A 23,036-nucleotide genomic window follows, 5' to 3' on the forward strand; every position below is an offset into this window, starting at 1 on the left:
ATGAAAGCCTCTTGGTTGGATGCGGTCGGGATCGAGGTTTTGGGGTTTGGTTTCTAAGGGTGGATCGACGTTACATGGCCGTCATTTCTCGGTAAAGTCCGGAAAACTCCGGTCGGGCCTCCGGTCAGTCGTCACTGGTTTCCGTGGCGAAGATCTCGTTGATTTCCTTTTCCACCTCGCACTCCTTGAGGGCCCGGGCCCGCGCCAGCTCGGAGACAATCAGGTGGCGAGCGGTTTCCATCATCTTTCTTTCGCCGAAAGAAAGTTCCTTGTTGACGCTGATCAGGTTAAGGTCGCGATAGACCTCGGCCACCTCGAAAAGTGAGCCGCGTTTGATCTTGTCGTGAAATTGTTTGTAGCGTTTGTTCCAGGTCTGGTGGGATAACTTAACCCGGCGGCGTTTGAGCGTGCTGTAGACTTCCTTGATTTCATCATGGTTGACCAGTTGCCGCAGGCCGACATTGGTCGTGTTGTTTTTGGGAATCATGATGGTGATATTGCTGCCGAGAATCACCATGATATAGAAATCCTGAGTTTCATCGCAAACTTTACGCTGTTCAATTGACTTGATCTGGCCGACACCATGTCCCGGGTAGACCGCCAGGTCCCCGATACTGAAGACTTCGCTTGTCTGTTTTCCCATAGTTTTCCGTATTCCGTAGTTTGCCGCGCCTGATTTATTGCAACTGCAGGTTGCAGGATTATCAAGAGGGGTGATATATTTTCCTTTGCAAAAATAACGCCGGCGTGATATGCCCCGGCGGCCAAGCCCGCTTCCGGGTCGTCCAGTCCGGTGGGAGGTTCTTTTCTCCGCCGACAGGTTCAGCGTAAACTTGCTTGCGAACCCTTATAACATGTTGGCGCAATTTATTCAACTGTCTAATTATTCGACTGCCTGTTATGCCACGGCCTGATATCCCCCTTGCAGTTGTGTTGTTTTGCCGGGTCGCTGGTTGAACGGGCCCGGCTGGGATTGTAATTTTTTTTAAGGTGATTAAATTTATGGTTTTGGGGCTGGTTCTGGCGGCGGGGCTGCTGGGTTTAGCCTGCGGTAGCTTCTTCAATGTCTGTATCTACCGGATTCCTCTAGGGCAATCGGTGGTCAGTCCGCCGTCGCATTGTCCCGACTGTGGTCGCCGGCTGGCCTGGTGGCTTAATGTGCCGCTGCTCAGTTATTTCTTTTTACGAGGGCGCTGTTTTTACTGCCGCCGGGCCGTAGCCTGGCGTTACCCCTTGGTTGAGGCCCTGAGCGGTTTACTTTTCGGGGCGGCCGCCTGGCGTTTTGGTTGTTCTCCGGCCCTGTTGGGGGCGCTGGTGCTGATTTCCCTGCTGGTGCCGATTACCTTTATAGATCTGGATCACCAGATTATTCCGGATTGTCTGAGCCTGAGCGGGATTGTTATCGGTCTCCTCGGCTCCTGGTGGTGGGGAGGACTGTTCTGGTGGGAGGCGCTCGCGGGCGCCGTTTTCGGCTGGCTTTCCCTGTGGACGGTGGCTGCCGCCTACCGTCAGTGTACCGGCCGTGACGGCATGGGTGGGGGCGATCTTAAACTGTTGGCCCTGCTCGGCGCTTTTCTGGGCTGGCGGGCGCTTCTTCCGATTATCCTGCTGAGCTCGGTCAGCGGCGCGTTGGTTGGTCTGGTTTTGATCATCGGGCGGCAGCGGGACGGTCGTTATGCCATTCCCTTCGGCCCCTTTCTTGCGGCCGGGGGGTTGCTTTATCTTTTCTGGGGGCCTCGGTTGCTTGAACTTTACTGGCAGTTGCTGCTGCCGGCGTAACCGGTGGCCACGAGATACAGCTCGCTTGAAGTCTTACGGCTGGCTTTGGGCTTGGCCAGGGTGACCTTCTGGAAAATGGCCTTGAGCTCAAGCTCGAAGTCTTTCAGCTCGTCGCCATGAAAAACCTTGCAGATAAAGAACCCCTTCTGCTGCAGGCGGGGTTTGATCAGGTTCAGGGTCTTGCTCAGGATATCAAGGGTGTTGGCCTGATCCGTGCTCCGGATTCCGGTCAGGTTGGGGGCCAGATCGGAGACCGCTCCGGCGAAGCGATCCGGAACTAGGGCATCTATCCGGGGCCCGGTTTCGGGAGCCGTGATGTCCGCAATCAGGGTTTGGCAGGGTGGTGAAGGCAATTCGGCGATCGGTAGCAGATCCAGGCCCAGAATGGTGCCGGCGGGGCCGATCCGGCTGGCAATATATTCCATCCAGCCCCCTGGGGCGGCTCCGAGCTCAAGGATTTTCTGGCCTTTTTTGAAGACTCGAAAGCGCTGATCGAGCTCTTCGATCTTGTAGTTGGCGCGAGAACGCTTGCCCTCTCGTTTGGCCTTCTGATAATAGCTGTCTTTTCGGTTAAATGCCATGCTTTGAAAAATAGCATGGCGGTAGTTAAAAAAGAAAGGGATATTTTGCAGAAAAATAAGTTGCTGGAGAAAAATGAGAAAGAGGAAGCGCTGTTGGCCGAGCTGCGGAGTTCCTTACCTCGGCTGCTGGCCGGAGAAGGCCTGGCGGAGGAGACGGCCCGACGACTGGGAAGCCTGAGGGGGGCGGCCTTTTTTGAACTTCTGGCGCTTTGCCGCCGGGTGTGTAAACAGCATTGCGGTGATCAGGTTGCGCTCTGCGCGATTACCAATGCCAAGTCGGGACGATGCCCGGAAGATTGCGCTTTCTGCGCCCAGTCGAGTTCTTATGATACCGGAGTCGAAAGCTTTCCCCTGATCGAGGTCGAGGAATTGGCGGCCCGGGGCCGGATCGTGGCGGCGATGGGAGTGGAAAATTTTTCCGTGGTAACCAGCGGCACAGCGGTTGCGGACCGTAAAGAACAGGCGGCTATCGAGAAAATGCTGCGCCGCATTTCAGAACTGGGCATGGCTCCCTGCGCCTCCCTCGGTTTTCTCGAAGTGGAGACGGCGCGGCGTTATCGGGCGGCCGGTCTGCGCCACTATCACCATAATCTGGAGACGGCGCGTAGCTTTTTTCCGGAAATTTGCTCCACTCACGATTATGAACAGGCGGTGGCCACGGTCAGGATCGCTCAGGAAGCCGGATTATATGTCTGCAGTGGTGGTATCATGGGGCTGGGTGAAAGCTGGGAACAGCGGGTCGAGTTGGCCTTGACCCTGCGGGAACTGGGCGTGGATTCGATTCCCCTGAATTTTCTGCAGCCGGTCCAGGGTACCCCGCTGGCGGATGAACCCGGCCTGATGCCCTGGCAGAGTCTCTTGACGATCGCCATGTTCCGGCTGGTTTGCCCCACCCGTGATATTCGTATCTGCGGCGGCCGACAGCAGGCCTTTGGCGATTTTCAGGGATTGATTTTCGCCGCCGGAGCCAATGGCCTGATGGTCGGCAATTATCTGACCACCAGTGGTCGGGACTGGTCTGCCGATCGGCGGTTGCTGGAGGCTTGGGTTGATTTTGTTTGAGGGGCGGGGCTATGGGTGAAGGAACTTCAGTAAAAAGCGCGATCACGGCGGTTGCCGCGGAGCTGGAATCTTTGGCTGCGGCTGGCCGGCGGCGTTTTCTGCGAACCATCGACGGGCCTCAGCAGGCCCATATCATGCTCGCCGGTCGGCCGGTGTTATTGCTCTGTTCAAATAATTATCTTGCACTTGCCAGTCATCCCCGACTTAAGGCCGGAGCCCAAAGAGCGACGGAGCTTGACGGAGCTTCGGCCGGGGCGTCGCGTTTGATCTCGGGCACTATGCGCCTGCACCAGGAGCTGGAAGAGGCCCTGGCGGGCTTTAAAAAGGTTCCCCGGGCTTTGCTCTTCAATAGTGGTTATGCAGCGAATCTGGCCTTGCTGACAACCTTTGCGGAAGCCGGGGACGTGATTTTCAGTGACGCTCTCAATCATGCCAGCATTGTCGACGGCTGTCGTCTGAGTCGGGCCCGTCTCGCGGTCTATCGTCATAATGATCTGGATCATCTTGAGGAGCTCCTTCGCCGGGAAGGCGCTCCCTGCCGGCGGCGTCTGATCGTTACCGACAGTGTCTTCAGTATGGACGGCGATCTGGCGGATCTGCCCGGAATAGCCGAGCTGGGACGGCGTTATGATGCGCTGGTGATGGTCGATGATGCCCATGCGACTGGAGTTCTGGGAACTCGGGGACGGGGTTCGGCGGAGCATTTCGGACTGGATTCCTGTGCTCTGGATCTGCAGATGGGAACCCTGGGTAAAGCTCTGGGCAGCTGTGGCGCCTATGTCGCCGGCGCTGCGCCGCTGATAGATTATCTGATCAACAAGGCCCGCAGTTTTATTTATACCACGGCTTTGCCGCCGGCGGTTCTCGGAGCTTCTCTGGCGGCCTTGGAGGTTCTGGATGAAGAACCCTGGAGGGTGACCCGTCTGCGGGAGCTGGCCGCTTATCTGCGCCGGGGCCTGACGACTTTAGGCATCGTTTTGCGCAATGATCCGACCCCGATTATCCCGGTGCCGGTCGGCGACCCGCGCCGGACGATGGACTTAAGCAACTGGTTTCTGGAACGAGGGGTTTTCATTCAGGGCATCAGACCGCCGACGGTGGCTTCCGGACAGTCCTTGCTGCGGGTCACGGTCAGCGCCGATCTCGAATTTTCCGATCTTGACCTAGTGCTTGAGCTCTTCGCCGAACGACGCCGGGATTTTCAGGGGCGCTAATGCAGCTCCTTTTTTTGAAAAAGGGCTTGACAAGTGCCGTCTCTTATATTAGAAATCTGCCCTTCGATTTTGCTGCTCCCAAGAGCGGGTAATGAACTTTGAGGGATTTATGTCCGGTGGGATTTGGCGACCGGATCTTTTTTTCTGGAGACTTGAAATAATGAAAACCTATGTGGCAAAACCTGCGGATGTCGAACGCAGGTGGCATTTAATTGATGCCCGGGGACAGGTTCTGGGGCGTCTGGCCAGTACTGTGGCCAACATTCTGCGGGGCAAGGATAAGGCGATCTTTACTCCCCATGTCGATACTGGTGATTATGTGATCGTGGTCAACGCCGCAAAAGTGCGTCTGACTGGTAATAAGCTTGAGCAGAAGACTTATTATCACTATACCGGTTATCCCGGAGGGATTAAGTCCATTGGCGCCGCTGAACTGCTCGCCAAAAATCCCGAAGAGGTAATTAATAATGCGGTCCGCGGCATGTTGCCCAAAAATAAGCTGAGCCGTCAGATTATCAAGAAGCTCAAGGTCTACGCCGGGGCCGAGCATGGGCATGAGGCGCAGCAGCCGGAAGCCAGGGCCCTCTAAGGGCCTGGGGCGGTTAATTAAAGCATTACTAATAACGTCGTAAAAATTCAATTTTTCGATAAAAATCTAGGGTTCGGATATGGCAGCGACAAAATATTATGCGACAGGCAAACGGAAATCGGCGGTAGCTAAGGTCTGGCTGGCTGAAGGCCGGGGTGAGATCAAGGTTAACGGTCATTCGGTGGAAGACTATTTCACTCTTGAAAATGCGCGGGAAATGGTTTTTCAGCCGCTTGCGGCAACCGGAACCGACAATAAATTTGACTTCATGATCAATGTTTCCGGGGGCGGCCTCGCCGGTCAGGCTGGTGCGATCAAGCATGGTATCAGTCGGGTTTTGCAGGAGTATGATCCTGAACTGCGGGCTGTATTGAAGAAGGCGGGTTACCTGACCCGTGATGCGCGAATTAAAGAGCGCAAAAAATACGGCCAGCGCGGTGCCCGGGCACGCTATCAGTTCTCTAAACGTTAAATCGCAGCAATTCAGAGACGAAACTCGCAGGGAGGCCGCAAAACGGCCTCCCTGTTTTATTTTGAGGGAGGAAAAATTTGATGAACAGGACAAAGGTTGCGATTATCGGAGCGAGCGGTTATACCGGAGTCGAGCTGATGCGGATTCTGGCTCTGCATCCTCAGGTGGAGCTGAAGGTGGTTACTTCGCGGCAGCATGTCGGAATGCCGGTCGCTGAGCTTTTCCCTTCGTTGCGCGGAATCGTCAAGCTTGCCTTTGTTGACCATCAGGTTGAGGTGATTGCTGACCAGGCGGAACTTTTTTTTACCGCCTTGCCGCACCAGACCGCGCTTGATGTCGTGGCCGCCCTGTGCGCGGCGGGGAAAAGGGTGGTTGACTTAAGTGCCGACTATCGGTTCTCTGCGCGCTCGCTTTATGAGCAATGGTACCAGACGCATACCCAGCCGGAGCTTCTAGCCGAGGCGGTGTATGGTTTACCTGAACTTTTTCGCCGGCAGATCCCTGAATCCCGGATCATCGGCAATCCCGGCTGCTATCCGACCAGCGTGATTTTGCCTCTGGCCCCGATCTTGTCGCGGGGGCTGGTGGCGCCCGGAACCACCATCGTCGTCGATGCCAAATCCGGTACCAGCGGTGCCGGGCGCAGTCTGAGCCCTGGTTCGCTGTACTGCGAGGTCAATGAAAATTTCAAGCCCTACAAGGCCGGCACGCACCGCCATCAGCCGGAAATGGAGGAACAGCTGGAGCGGGCCTCGGGAATCAGGCCCGAAATTTTGTTCGTGCCTCATCTTCTGCCGGTAAACCGAGGGATTCTGGCCTCGATTTATGTGCCTCTGGCCCGGCCTGTAACGGTCGCGGAGGTGGGTGAGATTCTGAACCAGGCCTATGCCGGAGAAACCTTCATCCGCCTGCTGGAAACCGGCGCCCTGCCTTCTCTGGCGGCGGTTCGGGGCAGTAACTATTGCGATATCGGCTACGTTCTGCCCGGTAATGGGAAACAGCTGATGCTTTTTTCCGCGATCGACAATCTGGTTAAGGGTGCGGCCGGGCAAGCCGTGCAGAATATGAATCTGCTGCTGGGTCTGCCCGAAGACAGCGGTTTACGCACGGTCGCGTTGGTGCCTTGAGTCCGTGATTTTTAACCCGGTTGAATTGCGGGTTGACACGGTGGAATTGAAGATGTATGAAAAACTATGGAGGCGCGGATGAAAAAAATGAGTGGGGCCCAAATACTCCTTGAAACTTTACAGGAGCGGGGGGTTGAGGTGATCTTCGGCTATCCCGGGGGGGCTGTGATCAATCTCTATCATCATCTGCCGGATTACTCCTGCCGACATATTCTGGTCCGGCATGAACAGGCCGCCGTGCATGCCGCCGATGGTTACGCCCGAGCGACCGGCAAGGTCGGAGTGGCCCTGGTGACCTCGGGGCCGGGGGCGACCAACACCGTCACCGGACTGGCGACCGCTTGTATGGATTCGATTCCATTGGTGGTGTTTACCGGTCAGGTTCCCACCGCCCTGATCGGTAACGACGCTTTTCAGGAGGCCGATATCGTAGGGATCACCCGTTCCTGTACCAAACATAATTTTCTGGTCAAGAAGGTCGAAGACCTGGAAAGAATCGTTAACGAAGCTTTTCATATTGCCGCCAGCGGCCGGCCAGGGCCGGTATTGGTTGACTTGCCCAAGGATGTGATTGCCGGCAAGGCCGTTAAAAAAGAGCGGATTGAGCTTTCCCTGAAAGGTTACAGCCCCAATTATGCCGGTCATCCGGGGCAAATCGAACGGGCCATGGGAATGCTCTTTACCGCCCGGCGCCCGCTCTTTTATGTCGGCGGCGGGGTCATCCTGGCCAATGCCGCGGCCGAGCTGACCCTTCTGGCCCGGCGCCTGCGTATACCCGTGACCACAACCTTGATGGGGCTCGGCGCTTTTCCCGAAAATGACGAGCTGGCTCTGGGAATGCTCGGCATGCATGGAACTTATCGGGCCAACATGGCGGTTACCGGCAGCGATGTGTTGGTCGCCTTCGGCGCCCGTTTCGATGATCGGGTTACCGGTCGTATCGATAAATTTGCCGCTGATGCCAGAATTGTTCATATCGATATCGATCCGACCTCCATCTCAAAAAATGTTGAGGTCGATATTCCGATTGTCGGTGATGTCGGCGATGTCTTGCGTAAAATGCTGTTGCAGACCGAGAAGGCCGCCGCTGCGGCCGCGGTCTTCGCCGCCGGTCATGATGATTGGCTTGGAGAAATTGCCCGCTGGCGGGACAGTCATAAACTTGCCTACGAACAGAAAGAAGTGATTAAGCCTCAGTTTGTGGTTGAGCAAATCAGTGCCTTGGCTCAGGCGCAGAACCCGATTATCGCTACCGAAGTCGGCCAGAATCAGATGTGGGCGGCCCAGTTTTTTACCTTTCTGCATCCTCGCAGCTGGCTCTCCTCGGGGGGACTGGGAACCATGGGTTACGGTCTGCCGGCGGCGATCGGAGCTCAGGTTGCCTTTCCCGGGCGTCTGGTTATCGATATCGCCGGCGACGGCAGTATCCAGATGAACAGCCAGGAGCTGGCGACGGCGGTCCAGTATAATCTTCCGATCAAGGTGGTTATTTTGAACAATGGCTTTCTGGGCATGGTACGCCAGTGGCAGGAGCTTTTTTTCGCGGGCAACTATTCCTCTACGCGGATGGAAAGTGCTCCTGATTTTGTCAAACTGGCCGAGGCCTACGGGGCTTTAGGCCTGCGGGCCGTCAAGCCGGAAGAGGTCGAGCCGGTGTTGCGCCGGGCTTTCGCCCACTCGGGTCCGGTGGTGGTTGATATCGTGGTGGCTCCCGAGGAGAATGTCTATCCCATGGTGCCGGCCGGGGAGGCTATCTCCAATATGCTGCTGGTCTGAAAACCGGGAGGTTGGTGAACATGAGACATATCATCAATGTGCAGGTTGAAAACGAGTTCGGGGTTCTGGCCCGTATCGCCTCGCTTTTCAGTGGACGTGGCTTTAATATTGAAAGTCTGACCGTGGCGGAAACCGAGGACTCGACGGTTTCCAACATGACTATCGTCACCCAGGGTGATAATCAGATTATTGAGCAGATAACCAAACAGCTCAATAAATTAATCAATGTTATCAAGGTCGTGGAGCTTACCGAAGCGGTGCAGATGGCGCGCGAGCTGGTGCTTTTGAAGTTCGCCCCCGGCGGCGGCGCCAAGCGTCTGGAATTATTGCGCCTGATCGAGGTATATCAGGGCCGGGTTTTGGAGCTTGGTCCCCGTTTCATGATTGTCGAGCTTACAGGGGAGCGGGTTAAAATCGAGGCCGCGCTCAAGGTACTCAGGCCTTTCGGGCTGAGCGAAATGTCTCGGACCGGAATGGTGGCTCTGGCTCGTGACGGTGGCCGTCGAGGTCTATGACGCAGTTATCTAGGTTCTGGCCGACTGCAGGCATCGCCCTGGCGATGACGCGATCGTGCGGGCAAGGCAGTTTAATCATTCAGGCAAAGTGAGGAAAGCATGCAGCTTTATTATGAGAAAGATGCTGATTTAGCAGTGTTGCAAGGCAAGAAGATCGCGATTATCGGTTACGGCAGTCAGGGGCATGCGCATGCGCACAATCTGCATGAAAGCGGATTTGATGTGGTCGTCGGTTTGCGTCCGGGGGGGGCTTCCTGGCGCAAGGCGGAAGCCGGAGGTTTGCCGCTTTATCCTACGGTGGAGGCAGTGCGTCAGGCCCAGGTAATCATGATTCTGGTTCCCGATGAGCTTCAGGCCGCGCTTTACCGGGATGAAATCGCCCCCCATCTCAGCAAGGGCGATTATCTGGCCTTTGCGCATGGGTTCAATATCCATTACGGTCAGATCGTGCCGCCGGCCGGGGTCAATGTCTTCATGGCGGCTCCCAAAGGTCCCGGTCATCTGGTTCGGCATGAGTACACCAAGGGCATGGGAGTGCCGACTCTGATTGCCCTGCATCAAGATCCGTCCGGTAATACCCGGGAGCTGGCTCTGGCCTATGCCTGCGGGATCGGCGGCGGCCGGGCCGGGATTATTCAGACCTCTTTCCGGGAGGAGACCGAAACCGATCTTTTCGGGGAACAGGCGGTGCTCTGCGGAGGGGTGACGGAGCTGATTCGGGCCGGTTTTGAAACCCTGGTCGATGCCGGCTACGCTCCGGAGATGGCCTATTTTGAATGCCTGCACGAGCTGAAATTGATTGTTGATCTGATCTACGAAGGCGGGATCAGCAATATGCGCTATTCGGTCAGCAATACGGCCCAGTTTGGTGATCTGACCCGGGGCCCTCGGGTCATCAACCAGGAGAGTCGCGAAGCCATGGCTGAAATTCTGGAAGAGATTCAGGATGGTTCCTTCGCTCGGGAATGGATTCTTGAAAATCAGGCCCATCGCCCGGTTTTTAACGCGCTGACCCGGCAGGGTGAGGAGCATGAGATTGAGCGGGTCGGTGAAAAGTTGCGCTCCATGATGAGCTGGATCGGCCAGTCGAGACTGGTCGATAAAAACAAAAACTAATGCGGGAGCGAGCTTCGCAACCCAGACGGCGGTTTGCGGCCCGCACCTGACGCCACTTCCGCGGGTCGCAAATAAGGACTCTCATCGGTTCATGGGCTGGTTTTTCAGACCGAAAATGAACTGTGAGGCTCTGGTTGCAGACCGCAAGGTGCCGGCAGGCCGGTCCGCAGACTGACGCAGCGAAAGGAGTAAAAGAGTGGATTTTAAAAATTTGCCCTTGTTAGACAAAATTCATCCGGAGGGGCATCGCTGGGTTTTAGGCCTGGCGCTGGCGACCCTTTTTTTTCTGTTTCTGGGCTGGGGCTGGCTCTGGAAACTGAGTTTGTTGCTGGGGGTTTTCTGCGGCGCTTTTTTCCGCGACCCGCAGCGTTTTCCGCCGTTTCGGGAGGGTACTCTGGTTTCGCCTGCGGATGGCCGGGTGCTGTCCGTGACCCGGGTTGATGGGCCCGAACTGGCAGGTCTCGAAGAGAGCACCAAGGTCAGTATTTTCATGTCGGTATTCAATGTTCATGTCAATCGCTCTCCTAGTGCCGGGCGCGTACTGGCGGTCCACTATACACCGGGCAAGTTTTTTTCCGCCAACCTGGATAAGGCGGCGGAAGAAAATGAGCGCAATCTTGTGGTCATGGAGGATGAGCGGGGTAATCGTCTGGCTTTCATGCAGATCGCCGGTCTGATTGCCCGCCGGATTGTCTGTTTCGTCGGCCCCGATGACCACCTCGAAAAAGGCGAACGTTTCGGTCTGATCCGTTTCGGATCACGGGTTGATCTCTATCTTCCTCTGGAGACGGAAATTGATATCTCGGTGGGCCAGCATGTCAAGGCCGGGGAAACCATCATTGGTTACTTGCCAAACCATGCTTGATGTGTTATCAAGCAGCTATAGCGTCTTGGCAGATTGTTTGCATTTAATCTGGAGGGGGATAATCAAGTGATTCGCGGCATCTATCTGCTGCCCAATCTTTTTACCATGGGCAACCTTTTCTGTGGTTTTTTCGCCATCATTTCCGCGATTAAAGGCAATTACCCGACGGCGGCTGCGGCGATTGTGGTGGCCAATGTCTTTGATATTCTGGATGGCAAGGTGGCGCGGATGATGAAGGCCACCAGCCGTTTCGGCATGGAGTTCGACTCTCTTGCCGACCTGGTTTCTTTCGGAGTGGCTCCGGCGCTGCTGATTTTTCAGTGGAGTCTGATCTCTTTCGGTCGTATCGGCTGGCTGGCGGCCTTCCTTTTTGTTGCCTGCGGTGCTTTGCGCCTGGCTCGTTTCAACGTTCAGGTCGAGACAGTGGCGAAGGGTTTGTTCAATGGCTTGCCGATTCCGGCCGCGGCGAGCATGGCGGCGACCACGGTCTTGATTGCCGAGCATTTGGGCGCGACCGGAATCGAACGGAATGTTTTTTTGCTTCTCCTCTGTTACGGACTTGCCTTTCTGATGGTCAGCAATGTCAAATATCCGGCGTTTAAAGAGTCTCTTTTTCAGGGTCGCGCCCCTTTCAGAGCCTTGGTGATCGTCGCCCTGATTTTCATTGTGATTGCCGCCGAGCCCCAGATTTCACTTTTCACCCTGGCCGTAATCTACACCTTATCCGGTCCGGTCAAGGCGCTTCTAGGTTTGACCGGCCTCCTAAGAGGGCGGACTCAAGGGGTCGATGAGGAGGGCGTGGCACCTTAGCCTGATTAAAAAAGCCTTTTTTGTCAAACTAAAACCCCTTGGGTTCGCTGGCCGGATTCAGGGGGTTTTTCTGTGGCCGGCAGGCCATGAAAAAGAGGCTCGTGAGAGCCGTTTTTCCGGGGTTCGGTTGATCTGATCATGGTCCGCATGTAGGAAGGATAAACTAATGCGGGAATAATCCCGCAACCCAAATGGGGGCCTTCACGGCCCGCAAATAAATACTCTTATCAGAACATTTTCTTGTTTTTATGGTTGAAAAAATTGTTGAAAAAAACAAGAAAATAACCTGTAAGGTACTAAAAACCAAACCCCGGGGCCGGCTGAGCCGTGGATAGGGAGAGGAACTATGGACAGAGTTATAATTTTCGATACGACTTTAAGGGATGGAGAACAGTCACCAGGGGCCAGCATGGATGTGGAAGAGAAATTGCTGCTGGCCAGACAATTGGAAAAACTTGGGGTTGACGTAATTGAAGCCGGTTTCCCGATTGCATCCGAAGGTGATTTCGCCGGGGTCAAACTGGTCAGCGACGAGATTCGCGGTTGTCAGGTCGCTGGGTTGGCTCGGGCCAACCGGCAGGATATTGACCGGGCCTGGGCGGCTTTACGGGGGGGCGCCGACCCGCGTCTTCATACCTTTATTGCAACCTCACCGATTCATATGCGCTATAAACTGCAGATGGAAGCCGACGCCGTTCTGGAACAGGCCGTCGCGGCCGTGCGCTATGCCCGGACGATGACCTCAAACATTGAGTTTTCAGCTGAGGACGCAACTCGCAGTGAACCTGATTTTCTGGTGCGGATCTTTACGGCCGTGATAGAGGCCGGGGCGCGCACCATCAATATTCCGGATACCGTCGGCTACGCTGTGCCCCGGGAATATGCGGCGCTGATCAAGGCGGTTCGCGAGCGTTTGCCGCATGGTGGTGACGGGGTGGTGATTTCGGTTCACTGCCACAACGACCTCGGTCTGGCCACGGCAAACTCGATTGCCGCTATTGAAGCCGGGGCCCGCCAGGTTGAATGCACGATCAATGGTATCGGCGAGCGGGCCGGAAATTCCTCATTGGAGGAACTGGTCATGGCTTTGCGCACTCGACCCGATAATCTGGCTTATGAAACCGGAATCGTCACGACCCAGATCTATTCCACCAGTCGTTTGGTCAGTCAGGTTACCGGTATACGGGTGCAGCCCAACAAGGCGATCGTCGGCGCCAACGCCTTTGCTCATGAAGCCGGCATTCACCAGGACGGGGTTCTTAAAAACAAGGCGACTTACGAGATCATGACTCCCGAATCAATCGGCCTGCCGCAAAACAGCCTGGTTATGGGCAAACACTCCGGGCGTCACGCTTTTCAGGAAAAAATCAATGCCCTCGGTTACGAGCTTGACGCGCAGCAGGTGGAGACCGCTTTCTTTGCGTTCAAGAAGCTGGCGGACAAGAAAAAAGAGGTTTTTGACGAAGATATCGATGCCCTGATCGCTGACGAAATCATCCGGATTCCGTCTTATTTTAAGCTTAATTTTGTTAATATCAACAGCGGTACGGTGGCCATGCCGAGCGCGACCCTGGAGATTGAGGTCGAGGGTGAGGTCCGGCATGGAGCGGAGTTCGGCGATGGCGCGGTGGACGCGGTTTTTAAGACGATCAAGCGGCTTACCGACACCCGGAGCCGTCTCTTGACTTATGAAGTCAAGTCAATTACAGGGGGGACGGACGCTCTCGGCGAGGTTACGGTCCGGATCAGCGAGGACGGCCTGACGGTTATGGGGCAGGGAGCTCACACCTGTGTACTGGTTGCCAGCGCGAAAGCTTATCTGAATGCGCTGAACAAGCTTGAATACAAGAAACGTAACCGTCCCCAGGTGACGGTCTGAAATCCGGAAGAAAACCGATTCTTTGTGAGTTTGTCAGCGGTTGGGATTGCCGACCTTATACAACTGTGTACAGATCCGGTCGTTTCACGGGCTGCGTCGCATGAGGCGGCCGGATAAGGAGATTTTATGGCTCAGACTATTACCGAAAAGATACTTGCCTTCCATGCCGGACTTGATCGGGTCGAGGCCGGTCAGCTGATTGAGGCCCGGGTCGATATTGCACTTGCCAACGATGTCACCGCGCCGATTGCCATCGCGGAATTTGAAAAGCTGGGCGTGGAACGGGTTTTTGCACGGGACCGGGTGATCCTGGTTCCTGATCACTTTACGCCGAACAAAGATATTCAATCGGCCGAACAGGCTAAAATCGTGCGTGATTTTGCCCGGCGTCAGAACCTGGAACATTATTTTGAGGTCGGCCGCGTGGGCATTGAACATGTTCTGCTGCCGGAACAGGGCCTGGTTCTGCCTGGAGATCTGATTGTCGGGGCTGATTCCCATACCTGTACCTACGGCGCCCTCGGCGCGTTTGCGACCGGGGTTGGGAGTACTGATCTGGCGGCGGCCATGGCCACCGGCCGGGTCTGGTTCAAGGTGCCGGAAACCATCAGGGTGATCTACCATGGTCGTCCCGGTCCCTGGGTTGAGGGCAAGGATCTGATTTTATACACGATCGGTCTGCTCAAGGTGGACGGGGCTCTTTACCAGGCTCTGGAAATGACGGGAGAAGCGATCTCGGCGCTGCCCATGTACGGGCGCATGTCAATGGCCAACATGGCGATTGAGGCGGGAGCCAAGAACGGCATTATCGCTCCCGATGAAATTACGCTTGATTACGTGCGCCCGCGGGCCAAACGAGATTATACGATTTTTGCCAGCGATGCTGAAGCGCGTTACGTGCGGACCCTGGAAATCGATACCGCGCTTATTCGGCCGCAGGTTGCCTATCCGCCATTGCCTGATCAAAGTCGTTCGGTGGATCAGGCGGTTGCCGATAGTCTCACGATTGACCAGGTGGTTATCGGTTCTTGTACCAATGGTCGGATTGAGGATTTTCGGTTGGCCGCAAAAATCCTGCGGGGCCGCAAAGCAGCCCCTTATTTGCGGCTGTTGATTATTCCGGGGACTCAGGAAGTCTATCGCCAGATGATTCTGGAGGGGCTGACCGAGATTTTTCTCGATGCCGAGGCGGTGATTTCGCCGCCGACCTGCGGTCCCTGTCTGGGTGGACACATGGGTATCCTGGCGGCCGGAGAACGGGCGGTCGCTACCACCAATCGCAATTTTGTCGGCCGCATGGGACACCCGCAGAGTGAAGTTTATCTGAGTAACCCGGCTGTGGCCGCGGCCTCCGCCGTGCTCGGTCGCATCGCGGCCCCGGAAGAGCTCGCGTAGAAAGGGAGTTTTCGCATGACTAAAATTCAAGGGAAAGCCTGGAAATTCGGCGATGATGTCGATACCGACGCGATCATTCCGGCCCGTTATCTCAATACCTCCGAGCCGGCGGCGTTGGCCCGCCATTGCATGGAAGACGCCGATCCCGGTTTCGCTGCGAAGGTGAAGCCGGGGGATATCATGGTTGCCGGGAAGAATTTCGGTTGCGGTTCTTCGCGGGAGCACGCTCCAATCGCAATTAAAGCCGCCGGAATAGCCTGTGTCATCGCTCCGACCTTTGCCCGGATTTTTTATCGCAATGCTTTCAATACCGGACTTTTGATTCTGGAGTCGACGGAAGCGGCAGCGGCTCTGCAGGAGGGGCATGAAATTGTGGTCGATCCGGCGACCGGAAGGATTGATGATTTGAGCAGCGGCCAAAGTTTTGCGGCCCGGCCGATTCCGGAGTTCATGCGCAAACTGCTGGATGACGGCGGTTTGATGGAATACTGGCGCAGACGACTGGCGGCAGATTGATCGGCAGATGTTTGGTAGGCGTGCGCTAGTCCTTGCCGGCAGCCTTGAACCATGGGCGGCGCGCTGGTTAAAATATTTTTTAAAAGGAATCAGGCGGAGAGGAAAATGAAGAAAACAGGTTATAATGTGGCCGTGGTCGGGGCCACCGGCGCGGTCGGAAATGAGATGATGGCGACTCTGGAAGAGCGGGATTTTCCGGTTGCCGAACTGAAATTGCTGGCTTCGGCCAGATCGGCAGGGAAAACCTATGTGTTTAAAGGGGTTGAATATGCGGTCGAGGAGCTTACGGAAAACTCCTTTGCCGGAGTTGATATCGCTCTGTTTTCCGCCGGCGGCTCGATCAGTGAAAAATTCGCTCCGGCCGCCGTGCGTAGCGGCGCGGTAGTTATCGACAATAGCAATGCTTTTCGCATGGAGGCGGATGTGCCCCTGGTGGTCCCTGAAGTAAATTCCTGGGCGATTGCCGATTTCAGGAACCGGGGAATTATCGCCAATCCGAATTGCTCGACTATTCAGATGGTGGTCGCTTTGAAGCCGATTTATGATGCGGTCGGGATTCGTCGGATCGTGGTCTCGACTTATCAGGCGGTTTCCGGCACCGGCAAGAAGGCGATCGAAGAGCTGGAAAAACAGGTTCTGGCGCTGTTTAATCAGGAAGCCGATCTCCCGGTTAAGGTTTATCCGCATCAGATTGCTTTCAACTGTCTGCCTCATATCGATGTCTTTCTTGAAAACGGTTATTCCCGGGAAGAAATGAAAATGGTGCGGGAGACCAAGAAAATTTTTGGCGATGACAGTATCGGGGTGACCGCGACAGCGGTGCGGGTTCCGGTTTTTTACAGCCATTCCGAATCAATCAATATCGAGACCGATGAAAAGATCTCTGTGGCGGAGGTTCGGGCATTGATGGAACGGGCGCCGGGGGTGCGCCTGGTTGACGAGCTGGCCCATAATCTTTACCCCATGGCGATTGATGCCGCCGGTCAGGATGACACCCTGGTCGGTCGGATTCGGGAGGATGAATCCATTGATAATGGCATCAACTTATGGGTGGTCGCTGACAATATTCGTAAAGGCGCAGCGTTAAACGCGGTCCAAATCGCGGAAATTCTGATTCGTGAGTATCTGTGAGGGTTAACTGCAAGGTTGTCTGCCTTTCGATCCGAGTCGATGAGGCAATCATGAATGATTACCGGGTGTTTGACGGCAGAGCGCATGATCGTTGTTTTTTTTCTGAGGGTGAGAACATCGGTTTTCACCCTCTTTTTTTTGTCCGCGAAGTTTTTCTCCCGGTAATCATGCCGGGATAAAGATCGGATTTAGGGGCTTTGCGGCCCGGTTTACTGCTTGACAGCGCGCCTGCTGGAGTGTACTGATATGGTTTAGTTTAATGCGACCTTGTCGGAAGCTTGTTGTTCCTATTCATAACCCTGAGAACCCTTGACTGCGGGATGATTTTGTGAATTATGCAGGTTTGCAAAGATCTGTTTTCTCAGTTAGAGATTAACGCCGCCGAAATTAGATCGTGATGACAGATGGAAAATAGTTGGCAAAACCACGAAGTAAATATTCTGGTGGTTGACGATGATGAAGGTATCGTCGAAATTTTGGATGATTATCTTCGGGAATTGGGCTATCGCGTGGTTTGCGCCGCCAATGGGGTTGAAGCTCTGGAACGGCTTGACGAGAAAGATTTTGATTTGCTCCTGACCGATATCAACATGCCGAAAATGAACGGTATGGAACTGGTCGAACGGATCAAGACCCGGGAAAAGGCGCCGACCACGATTATGATTACCGCCTATGCGTCAATTCAGTCCGCGGTCGATGCCCTGAAATGCGGAGTTTATGATTATCTGACCAAGCCTTTTGTTCTGGATGAAGTTAAAAATGCCGTCAGCCGGGCCCTGGAAAAACATTTTCTTCAGCGCGAAAATGTTAATTTGAAGGAAATGATGGCCCTGTATCGGGCCAGTGAGGTGATCAGTTCCCGTTTTGTTTTTAAGGAAGTGCTTGAAGTTCTCTTTGATTCCGTAGCCTATTTTACCCAGACTGATTTTATCGCCCTTTATCTTGATGATTCAGGCGGGATTGAAGCCGATTCCGATTTTCGTCTCTGTCGGCGTAAACTGTTTTGTCGTTTGCCGACGGCGGATAGATATTTGCTTAATCTATTGCCCAAGCGCTTTCCGGCCGTCGTGGCGGAAAAATATTTTCTTTGCAGCAGCAGCCGGATATTCAGCAAAAACGATGCCTCGCTGAGCGGCTTGTTCAAGGATGACTCGAACAGGTTTAATTATGAATCGATCATGACGTTTTCGTTGAAGGCCAATAATCGTCTGACCGGTTTTCTGGTCCTGGTTTCCCTCAGTCCTGAAATTGTTTTTACCGATCGCCTGCGGCGCCTGCTTTACATGCTGGTTTCCAAGGCGGCAGGCGCCATTGAGAACACCCGTCTCTACGACAACCTGCAGAGGCAATATGTCGAAACTGTCGAAAGTTTCGCCCTGGCCCTGGAGACCAAGGATTCCTATACCCATGGACACTCTCGGCAGGTGGCCTGTTATGCGGCCTTGATCGCTCGTAAACTGGATTTCTCTTCAGAGAAACTCGCCGCTTTGCAGCAGGCCGCGATTTTGCATGATATCGGTAAAATCGGGGTTTCTGATACCATCTTGAATCTCTCCCGGCCCCTGACCGAAGGGGAATTTCAGGAAATCCGGGAACATCCTCGCAAGGGCCGGGATATTCTGGCTCCGATCAGTTCGTTGGCGACGGTGACGGCGGTGGTCTATCATCATCATGAACATTGGAACGGCAAAGGTTACCCCGCCGGCCTGAGTGGTTTTGATATTCCCCTGATGGCGCGAATTATCGCCGTGGCCGATGCCTTTGACGCCATGACCTCGCAGCGTCCCTATCGTTTGCCGCTGAGCTTGGATGAGGCCTTGGCCGAGTTGAGAAATGGGGCGGGCCGGCAGTTTGATCCCGAACTGGTCGCCGTGTTTCTCAAACATAAGGATGAAATCGAACTGATGTTGAGTAATCGTCCGCTGTCGGTTCAGCCTTCAGGAGGAAAAAACTATAGTTGTCCGGCGGCCCCCTCCGCCCATAACCTTTCCGAGACAATTTCTTGCGACTGATCGTCAAGGTGCGGGCTCTTTTTGAACTGGCTCTGACCGCGCGGATGCTGGTTGCCTTGCTGATGGGTTTTGCCTGCGGTCTGCCCTTGTTGTTGACGATCACGATTCTTCAGGCCTGGATGAAGGAGTCCGGAGTCGACATTCGCGTGATCGGGCTTTTTTCCCTGGTTGGCCTGCCCTATACCCTGAAATTTCTCTGGGCTCCGGTTCTGGATCGCTATAGTTTGCCGTTTCTGGGGCGACGCCGAGGCTGGCTTCTGGTCGCGCAGTTTGCTCTGATTCTGACCATCGCCGGTCTGGGACTGGCCAGTCCACTTGAAAGCCCGCACCTGGTTGCCTTGCTGGCTTGTCTGGTGACCTTTTTTTCTGCTTCACAGGATATTGTCGTCGATGCTTACCGACGAGAAGATCTGAGTGATGCCGAACTGGGGCTGGGCTCTTCCCTGTATGTCAACGGCTATCGTCTCGGAATGCTTCTGGCCGGCAGCGGCGGCTTGATTCTGGCGGATCATCTTTCTTTTCGCGCGGTTTACCTGGTCATGGCCGGATCCCTGCTTCTCGGAGTTCTGACCACCGTTTTCTGCCGGGAACCGCGACATGATGCCGGCCGGCCACGCTCCTTTAGAGAGGCCGTGCTGGGGCCGTTTGCCGACTATTTCAGTCGTCGGGGGGCCTGGTTGCTGCTGGCCTTTATTCTTTTTTATAAAATCGGCGATCAGATGGCTTCCAGTCTGACCATGCCGTTTTATCTGGAGCTGGGTTTCAGTAAAACCGAGATCGGGACGGTGGTCAAACTTTTCGGTTTCTGGGCGACCCTGGCCGGTGGCCTGGTCGGTGGGCTGACCCTGTTACAAATCGGGATTTATCGGGCTCTGTGGTGGTTTGGTCTGTTGCAGGCTCTTTCGACGGCCGGGTTTGTGCTTCTCGCTCAGGCCGGAGGCGGACTTTGTCTTCTGACCGGGGTGATCGCTTTTGAAAACCTGAGTGCGGGCATGGGCACGGCGGCCTATGTCGCCTACATGGCGACGCTGACCAATAAAAAATTTACCGCGACGCAATATGCCCTGCTTTCCAGTTTGATGGGGATTCCCAGGGTTCTGGCCGCGGCTCCGACCGGCTATCTGGTCGCCGCCGGGGGCTGGTCTTTCTTTTTTATCTTCTGTACGGCGGCGGCCTTGCCCGGCCTGCTGCTGCTTTACTGGATTCGGCCCGATAAGCTGGAGCTGTAACTTTTGCGAGTAGATGAGTGGTATGTGTGGTATTGCGGGAATCATCTCAGCCCGACTGGCGGCCTCTGATCTGGAGTATAAACTGCGTCGGATGGGGGACTGTCAGAGTCATCGCGGGCCGGATGACGAGCGGGTCGAGGTCTATCAAAACGGCGTTCGGCGGGTGGGTTTTGGTTTTGTCCGGCTGGCGATTCTCGATCTGGAAACCGGAATGCAGCCGGTGTTTTCTCCGGTTGACCGGTCGGCCCTGATCTGCAACGGCCAGCTCTATAATTATCTTGAACTGAAAGCCGGGCTGGGCGGGGTCGAATGGCTGACGCGAGGGGATGCGGAAGTCGCCCTGCAAATGTTCCGCCACCATTCTCCAGCCGTCGCCCTGCAAGCGTTCAACGGTATGTACGCTGGCGCTTTCTTCAGTCCGCGGGAAAATAAGGTGATTCTCTTTCGGGATCGTTTCGGCATCAAGCCGTTGTACTACCGAGAGTTCGCAGGTGATTTTTACTTTGCCTCCGAGATCAAGCCTCTGCTGGCGGTGACCGATCGGGCCCGCCTTCGGCAGGAGTTGTTTCCCACCCTTTTCACCTATCGCTATCTTCCCGGTGAAGAGACGATTTTCAGCGGGATCAAAAGATTGCCGCCGGGTTACTTGCTGACCTATGATCTTGAACACGGTCATTATGAAATAAGTTCCTATTGGCAGAATCTTTTTCCCGAAAAAGATTCTGCGCTTTCCCGGGCCGATGCCGAGGCTGAACTGTTTGAACTTTTTCAGGATGCGGTGCGGCTGCGGTTACGCTCCGATGTCGAGGTGGGCAGTTTTTTGAGCGGCGGGATTGATTCCTGTGCGGTGGCTGCGGCCGCCGCCGGCGGTGGGCGAGGTTTGTCGCTGTTCACGATTGCTTTTTCCGAACCTCAGTACAATGAACTGCCGCTGGTCGAGGAGTTTCTCAAGGCTGCGGCGGGTCGTTTCGCGGGCAGCAAGCATTATGTTGATTTCTGTTATCCGGATCAGCTGGCCGAACTGCCGGCCCTGCTGCGGGCCTTGGAGGAACCCATTTTTCTTGGAGCGGTGTTGCCTACCGACCAGGTCTGTCGCCTGGCGGCGCAAAAGGTCAAGACGGTGCTCACGGGTGAGGGGGCCGACGAGATCTTTGCCGGCTATCGTAAATTCTTACTGGAAATGGCGGCTTTCGAGTATTCTCAGCTCGGGGTTTCCGGGCGCCGGGAGCTGGTTCATCTTTATCCTGAACTGCCGGATTATCTGGCGGTGCGGGCCGATGATCCGCTGCGCCGTTACATTCAGAGCGAGGCCCTTTTCAGCGAAGCGGAACTGGCGCGTCTTCTCGGTTATCAGAATAAATCCCGGAAACCAAGGGTGGCCGGTCTTGTTTCTCTGGGGGCGGCGCCCAGGCTTGACGGCCACGAACATCCTCTGCACGCGGCCCTGGCCGTCGAGACTCGTTGCCGCCTGCCGGACTACGTTATTTTACGTCTTGATAAGCTGGCAATGCGCCATTCTCTGGAAACGCGGACCCCTTTTCTAGATTATCGTCTGGCCGAGTTTGCCGCCCGGCTGCCGCCTGAGTACAAGATCGACCTGTCTGGAAACCGGGGAAAGGATATCTGTCGCCGGGCTTTTTCCCGTTTTGGACTGCTGGATGAAAAGAGCGCCTGGCGGCGTAAACAGCCGTTTACCAGTCCGCTGGCCGTTTGGTTGGCCGATCGCAGGCTGTGGCCGGAGGTGGTTCGGGAAGCTTTGGCCGGAGAGATGATCAGGCGTCATGGAATTTTAAATCCGGCCATGGTCAGGGAGCTGACGGAACAGGTCACCAGCGCCGGCGTTGGTCCGGCGACCCTGGTTTCGGGGGCGGATCGTCTTTTTGCGGTGCTGGTTTTTACTTTATGGTTTGAGGAGTTCGGCCGTGAATGAACAGGGAAAGATAAGACTTGAAAGCCTGGTCTCTGCTTTTACTACGGAACTGCGCAAAGTGCTGGTGGAGAAAATTTCCCCCGGGCCTTTGACCTATGGATTTGAGTATGAATTGCTGCCTACGCGGCGTCTGACTCCGAAGGGGATCGACAAAATCGCCCAATGTTTACTGCGCTTGGGTTACCGGCCCCAGAAGGAGGGTGAATTTCTGGCTCTCAACGGGCTGCATCTTACCTTTGAGCCGGGCGGGCAGCTGGAGTATGGTTCTCCTCCTCTTTTTGCCTTCGATGACGAGGCCCTGGCTGCCCTGTTGGAACAGCTTCGGGAAACCAATCGCTGCATAGAGGCGTTCTGCGGGGTTAAATATCGAGGTGTCGCCTATCTTCCCGGTCGGGAAACGGCGAAGCTTTGCCTTGTCAGCCGGCGTTATTTGGATATGCATGCCCTGTTTTCCGACAATGGCGGGCGGGGCCGGGAAATGATGAAGGGGACGGCCTCGATACATTTTCATGTCAGGATTCGTTGTCTGGCGGAGATGTTGCCTTTATACCGGCTCCTGGCGGAGCTTGCGGCCGAGGCCCCATTCGGGATGGGACCGGAACGGCGAAAAATCTGGGACGCGACCGAAGAAAGTCGTTGCGGCCTGCCACCGCTGAACCTCTGTGCGAATGAGAATGAGCTGCTGGCCGGGATGGTCAGGCACGCCCTTAAGGCTCTGGACCTGCGTTATCGGCAGCCTTTTTTTATGATGAGAAATATTACCTTTGCCGATTTTTTGCTTCACCTGACAACGATTTTCACCGATGTCAGGCTCAATCTCAAAGGTCCCACCTTGGAACTGCGAACCCCAGACAGCCTGCCGCCGGAGCATTTTTCAGCTCTCTGGCGGCGCTTTGTCATGGTCGTGGAAAGAAATATGACAACCGAAATTTGACCAGTTGTGATTATCGAAAATTGATCACCCTGATAGCAAGATAAAGTTAGGCACTGATGTTCATGGTTAAATTTTAAGTTTGCTTATTGGTAATGTCTTTCCAG

At 55.2% G+C, this 23,036-nt stretch carries 21 protein-coding genes; 19 read left to right on the forward strand and 2 right to left on the reverse strand.

Annotation, left to right across the window (positions count from 1 at the left end):
- Nucleotides 1-124 precede the first annotated feature (124 nt).
- Complete coding sequence (locus ENN66_03595) at nucleotides 125-643, reverse strand: CarD family transcriptional regulator (GenBank protein ID HDS15690.1); 519 nt, start codon at nucleotides 641-643, stop codon at nucleotides 125-127.
- A gap of 359 nt (nucleotides 644-1,002) precedes the next feature.
- Between ENN66_03595 and ENN66_03600 the strand changes: the two genes are divergently transcribed.
- Nucleotides 1,003-1,779: a prepilin peptidase gene (locus ENN66_03600; GenBank protein HDS15691.1), complete on the forward strand. Its 777-nt coding sequence runs from the start codon at nucleotides 1,003-1,005 to the stop codon at nucleotides 1,777-1,779.
- On the opposite strand, the gene ENN66_03605 is transcribed toward ENN66_03600, so the two are convergent.
- Nucleotides 1,752-2,360: an RlmE family RNA methyltransferase gene (locus tag ENN66_03605; GenBank protein HDS15692.1), complete on the reverse strand. Its 609-nt coding sequence runs from the start codon at nucleotides 2,358-2,360 to the stop codon at nucleotides 1,752-1,754. The genes ENN66_03600 and ENN66_03605 overlap by 28 nt on opposite strands.
- A gap of 15 nt (nucleotides 2,361-2,375) precedes the next feature.
- Between ENN66_03605 and bioB the strand changes: the two genes are divergently transcribed.
- The 18 genes from bioB to ENN66_03695 all read left to right on the forward strand — a co-directional run bounded on the left by bioB (nucleotide 2,376) and on the right by ENN66_03695 (nucleotide 22,932).
- Nucleotides 2,376-3,422, forward strand: a complete 1,047-nt coding sequence (gene bioB, locus ENN66_03610) for a biotin synthase BioB (GenBank protein ID HDS15693.1) — start codon at nucleotides 2,376-2,378, stop codon at nucleotides 3,420-3,422.
- Between the two features lie 11 nt (nucleotides 3,423-3,433).
- Nucleotides 3,434-4,636, forward strand: a complete 1,203-nt coding sequence (bioF, locus tag ENN66_03615) for an 8-amino-7-oxononanoate synthase (GenBank protein HDS15694.1) — start codon at nucleotides 3,434-3,436, stop codon at nucleotides 4,634-4,636.
- A gap of 160 nt (nucleotides 4,637-4,796) precedes the next feature.
- The gene (locus tag ENN66_03620) at nucleotides 4,797-5,225 is read left to right on the forward strand and encodes a 50S ribosomal protein L13 (GenBank protein ID HDS15695.1); all 429 of its coding nucleotides are present in this window, start codon (nucleotides 4,797-4,799) and stop codon (nucleotides 5,223-5,225) included.
- A gap of 79 nt (nucleotides 5,226-5,304) precedes the next feature.
- A complete protein-coding gene (locus tag ENN66_03625; GenBank protein HDS15696.1) occupies nucleotides 5,305-5,697 on the forward strand; it encodes a 30S ribosomal protein S9 in 393 nt (130 codons plus the stop codon).
- Nucleotides 5,698-5,777: 80 nt separating this feature from the next.
- Nucleotides 5,778-6,824 (forward strand): N-acetyl-gamma-glutamyl-phosphate reductase, encoded by a 1,047-nt coding sequence (locus tag ENN66_03630; GenBank protein HDS15697.1) that lies wholly within the window; start codon nucleotides 5,778-5,780, stop codon nucleotides 6,822-6,824.
- A gap of 78 nt (nucleotides 6,825-6,902) precedes the next feature.
- The gene (gene ilvB, locus ENN66_03635; protein HDS15698.1) at nucleotides 6,903-8,600 is read left to right on the forward strand and encodes a biosynthetic-type acetolactate synthase large subunit; all 1,698 of its coding nucleotides are present in this window, start codon (nucleotides 6,903-6,905) and stop codon (nucleotides 8,598-8,600) included.
- Between the two features lie 20 nt (nucleotides 8,601-8,620).
- Nucleotides 8,621-9,115 carry an acetolactate synthase small subunit gene (gene ilvN / locus ENN66_03640; protein HDS15699.1) on the forward strand — a complete coding sequence of 165 codons (495 nt, stop codon included), beginning with the start codon at nucleotides 8,621-8,623 and terminating at the stop codon, nucleotides 9,113-9,115.
- A gap of 99 nt (nucleotides 9,116-9,214) precedes the next feature.
- Nucleotides 9,215-10,231 (forward strand): ketol-acid reductoisomerase, encoded by a 1,017-nt coding sequence (ilvC, locus tag ENN66_03645; GenBank protein ID HDS15700.1) that lies wholly within the window; start codon nucleotides 9,215-9,217, stop codon nucleotides 10,229-10,231.
- Nucleotides 10,232-10,427: 196 nt separating this feature from the next.
- On the forward strand, nucleotides 10,428-11,096 hold the full coding sequence (locus ENN66_03650; protein ID HDS15701.1) for a phosphatidylserine decarboxylase: 669 nt from the start codon (nucleotides 10,428-10,430) through the stop codon (nucleotides 11,094-11,096).
- Between the two features lie 105 nt (nucleotides 11,097-11,201).
- Nucleotides 11,202-11,906 (forward strand): CDP-diacylglycerol--serine O-phosphatidyltransferase, encoded by a 705-nt coding sequence (gene pssA, locus ENN66_03655; protein HDS15702.1) that lies wholly within the window; start codon nucleotides 11,202-11,204, stop codon nucleotides 11,904-11,906.
- A gap of 346 nt (nucleotides 11,907-12,252) precedes the next feature.
- The gene (locus ENN66_03660) at nucleotides 12,253-13,785 is read left to right on the forward strand and encodes a 2-isopropylmalate synthase (GenBank protein HDS15703.1); all 1,533 of its coding nucleotides are present in this window, start codon (nucleotides 12,253-12,255) and stop codon (nucleotides 13,783-13,785) included.
- Between the two features lie 126 nt (nucleotides 13,786-13,911).
- Nucleotides 13,912-15,180, forward strand: coding sequence for a 3-isopropylmalate dehydratase large subunit (gene leuC / locus ENN66_03665; GenBank protein ID HDS15704.1), 1,269 nt, complete (start codon nucleotides 13,912-13,914; stop codon nucleotides 15,178-15,180).
- 15 nt (nucleotides 15,181-15,195) lie between these two features.
- A complete protein-coding gene (locus ENN66_03670) occupies nucleotides 15,196-15,696 on the forward strand; it encodes a 3-isopropylmalate dehydratase small subunit (GenBank protein HDS15705.1) in 501 nt (166 codons plus the stop codon).
- A 105-nt stretch (nucleotides 15,697-15,801) separates the two neighbouring features.
- On the forward strand, nucleotides 15,802-16,827 hold the full coding sequence (locus ENN66_03675; GenBank protein ID HDS15706.1) for an aspartate-semialdehyde dehydrogenase: 1,026 nt from the start codon (nucleotides 15,802-15,804) through the stop codon (nucleotides 16,825-16,827).
- Between the two features lie 404 nt (nucleotides 16,828-17,231).
- A complete protein-coding gene (locus ENN66_03680; protein HDS15707.1) occupies nucleotides 17,232-18,839 on the forward strand; it encodes a response regulator in 1,608 nt (535 codons plus the stop codon).
- Between the two features lie 44 nt (nucleotides 18,840-18,883).
- Nucleotides 18,884-20,068, forward strand: coding sequence for an MFS transporter (locus ENN66_03685; protein ID HDS15708.1), 1,185 nt, complete (start codon nucleotides 18,884-18,886; stop codon nucleotides 20,066-20,068).
- A gap of 13 nt (nucleotides 20,069-20,081) precedes the next feature.
- Nucleotides 20,082-21,998 carry an asparagine synthase (glutamine-hydrolyzing) gene (gene asnB / locus ENN66_03690; protein ID HDS15709.1) on the forward strand — a complete coding sequence of 639 codons (1,917 nt, stop codon included), beginning with the start codon at nucleotides 20,082-20,084 and terminating at the stop codon, nucleotides 21,996-21,998.
- Nucleotides 21,910-22,932, forward strand: coding sequence for a hypothetical protein (locus ENN66_03695; GenBank protein ID HDS15710.1), 1,023 nt, complete (start codon nucleotides 21,910-21,912; stop codon nucleotides 22,930-22,932). Before asnB ends, ENN66_03695 begins: the two co-directional genes overlap by 89 nt.
- Nucleotides 22,933-23,036 lie beyond the last annotated feature (104 nt).

It is taken from the genome of Pseudomonadota bacterium (assembly GCA_011049115.1).
Lineage (GTDB): Bacteria > Desulfobacterota > Anaeroferrophillalia > Anaeroferrophillales > Tharpellaceae > DSCM01.

Excerpts from the sequence above, each read along its gene's own strand:
- ENN66_03595 (HDS15690.1), bottom strand. The coding sequence starts at position 643 with ATGGGAAAACAGACAAGCGAAGTCTTCAGTATCGGGGACCTGGCGGTC.
- ENN66_03600 (HDS15691.1), top strand. The coding sequence starts at position 1,003 with ATGGTTTTGGGGCTGGTTCTGGCGGCGGGGCTGCTGGGTTTAGCCTGC.
- ENN66_03605 (HDS15692.1), bottom strand. The coding sequence starts at position 2,360 with ATGGCATTTAACCGAAAAGACAGCTATTATCAGAAGGCCAAACGAGAG.
- bioB (HDS15693.1), top strand. The coding sequence starts at position 2,376 with ATGGCGGTAGTTAAAAAAGAAAGGGATATTTTGCAGAAAAATAAGTTG.
- bioF (HDS15694.1), top strand. The coding sequence starts at position 3,434 with ATGGGTGAAGGAACTTCAGTAAAAAGCGCGATCACGGCGGTTGCCGCG.
- ENN66_03620 (HDS15695.1), top strand. The coding sequence starts at position 4,797 with ATGAAAACCTATGTGGCAAAACCTGCGGATGTCGAACGCAGGTGGCAT.
- ENN66_03625 (HDS15696.1), top strand. The coding sequence starts at position 5,305 with ATGGCAGCGACAAAATATTATGCGACAGGCAAACGGAAATCGGCGGTA.
- ENN66_03630 (HDS15697.1), top strand. The coding sequence starts at position 5,778 with ATGAACAGGACAAAGGTTGCGATTATCGGAGCGAGCGGTTATACCGGA.
- ilvB (HDS15698.1), top strand. The coding sequence starts at position 6,903 with ATGAAAAAAATGAGTGGGGCCCAAATACTCCTTGAAACTTTACAGGAG.
- ilvN (HDS15699.1), top strand. The coding sequence starts at position 8,621 with ATGAGACATATCATCAATGTGCAGGTTGAAAACGAGTTCGGGGTTCTG.
- ilvC (HDS15700.1), top strand. The coding sequence starts at position 9,215 with ATGCAGCTTTATTATGAGAAAGATGCTGATTTAGCAGTGTTGCAAGGC.
- pssA (HDS15702.1), top strand. The coding sequence starts at position 11,202 with ATGGGCAACCTTTTCTGTGGTTTTTTCGCCATCATTTCCGCGATTAAA.
- ENN66_03660 (HDS15703.1), top strand. The coding sequence starts at position 12,253 with ATGGACAGAGTTATAATTTTCGATACGACTTTAAGGGATGGAGAACAG.
- leuC (HDS15704.1), top strand. The coding sequence starts at position 13,912 with ATGGCTCAGACTATTACCGAAAAGATACTTGCCTTCCATGCCGGACTT.
- ENN66_03670 (HDS15705.1), top strand. The coding sequence starts at position 15,196 with ATGACTAAAATTCAAGGGAAAGCCTGGAAATTCGGCGATGATGTCGAT.
- ENN66_03675 (HDS15706.1), top strand. The coding sequence starts at position 15,802 with ATGAAGAAAACAGGTTATAATGTGGCCGTGGTCGGGGCCACCGGCGCG.
- ENN66_03680 (HDS15707.1), top strand. The coding sequence starts at position 17,232 with ATGGAAAATAGTTGGCAAAACCACGAAGTAAATATTCTGGTGGTTGAC.
- ENN66_03685 (HDS15708.1), top strand. The coding sequence starts at position 18,884 with ATGCTGGTTGCCTTGCTGATGGGTTTTGCCTGCGGTCTGCCCTTGTTG.
- asnB (HDS15709.1), top strand. The coding sequence starts at position 20,082 with ATGAGTGGTATGTGTGGTATTGCGGGAATCATCTCAGCCCGACTGGCG.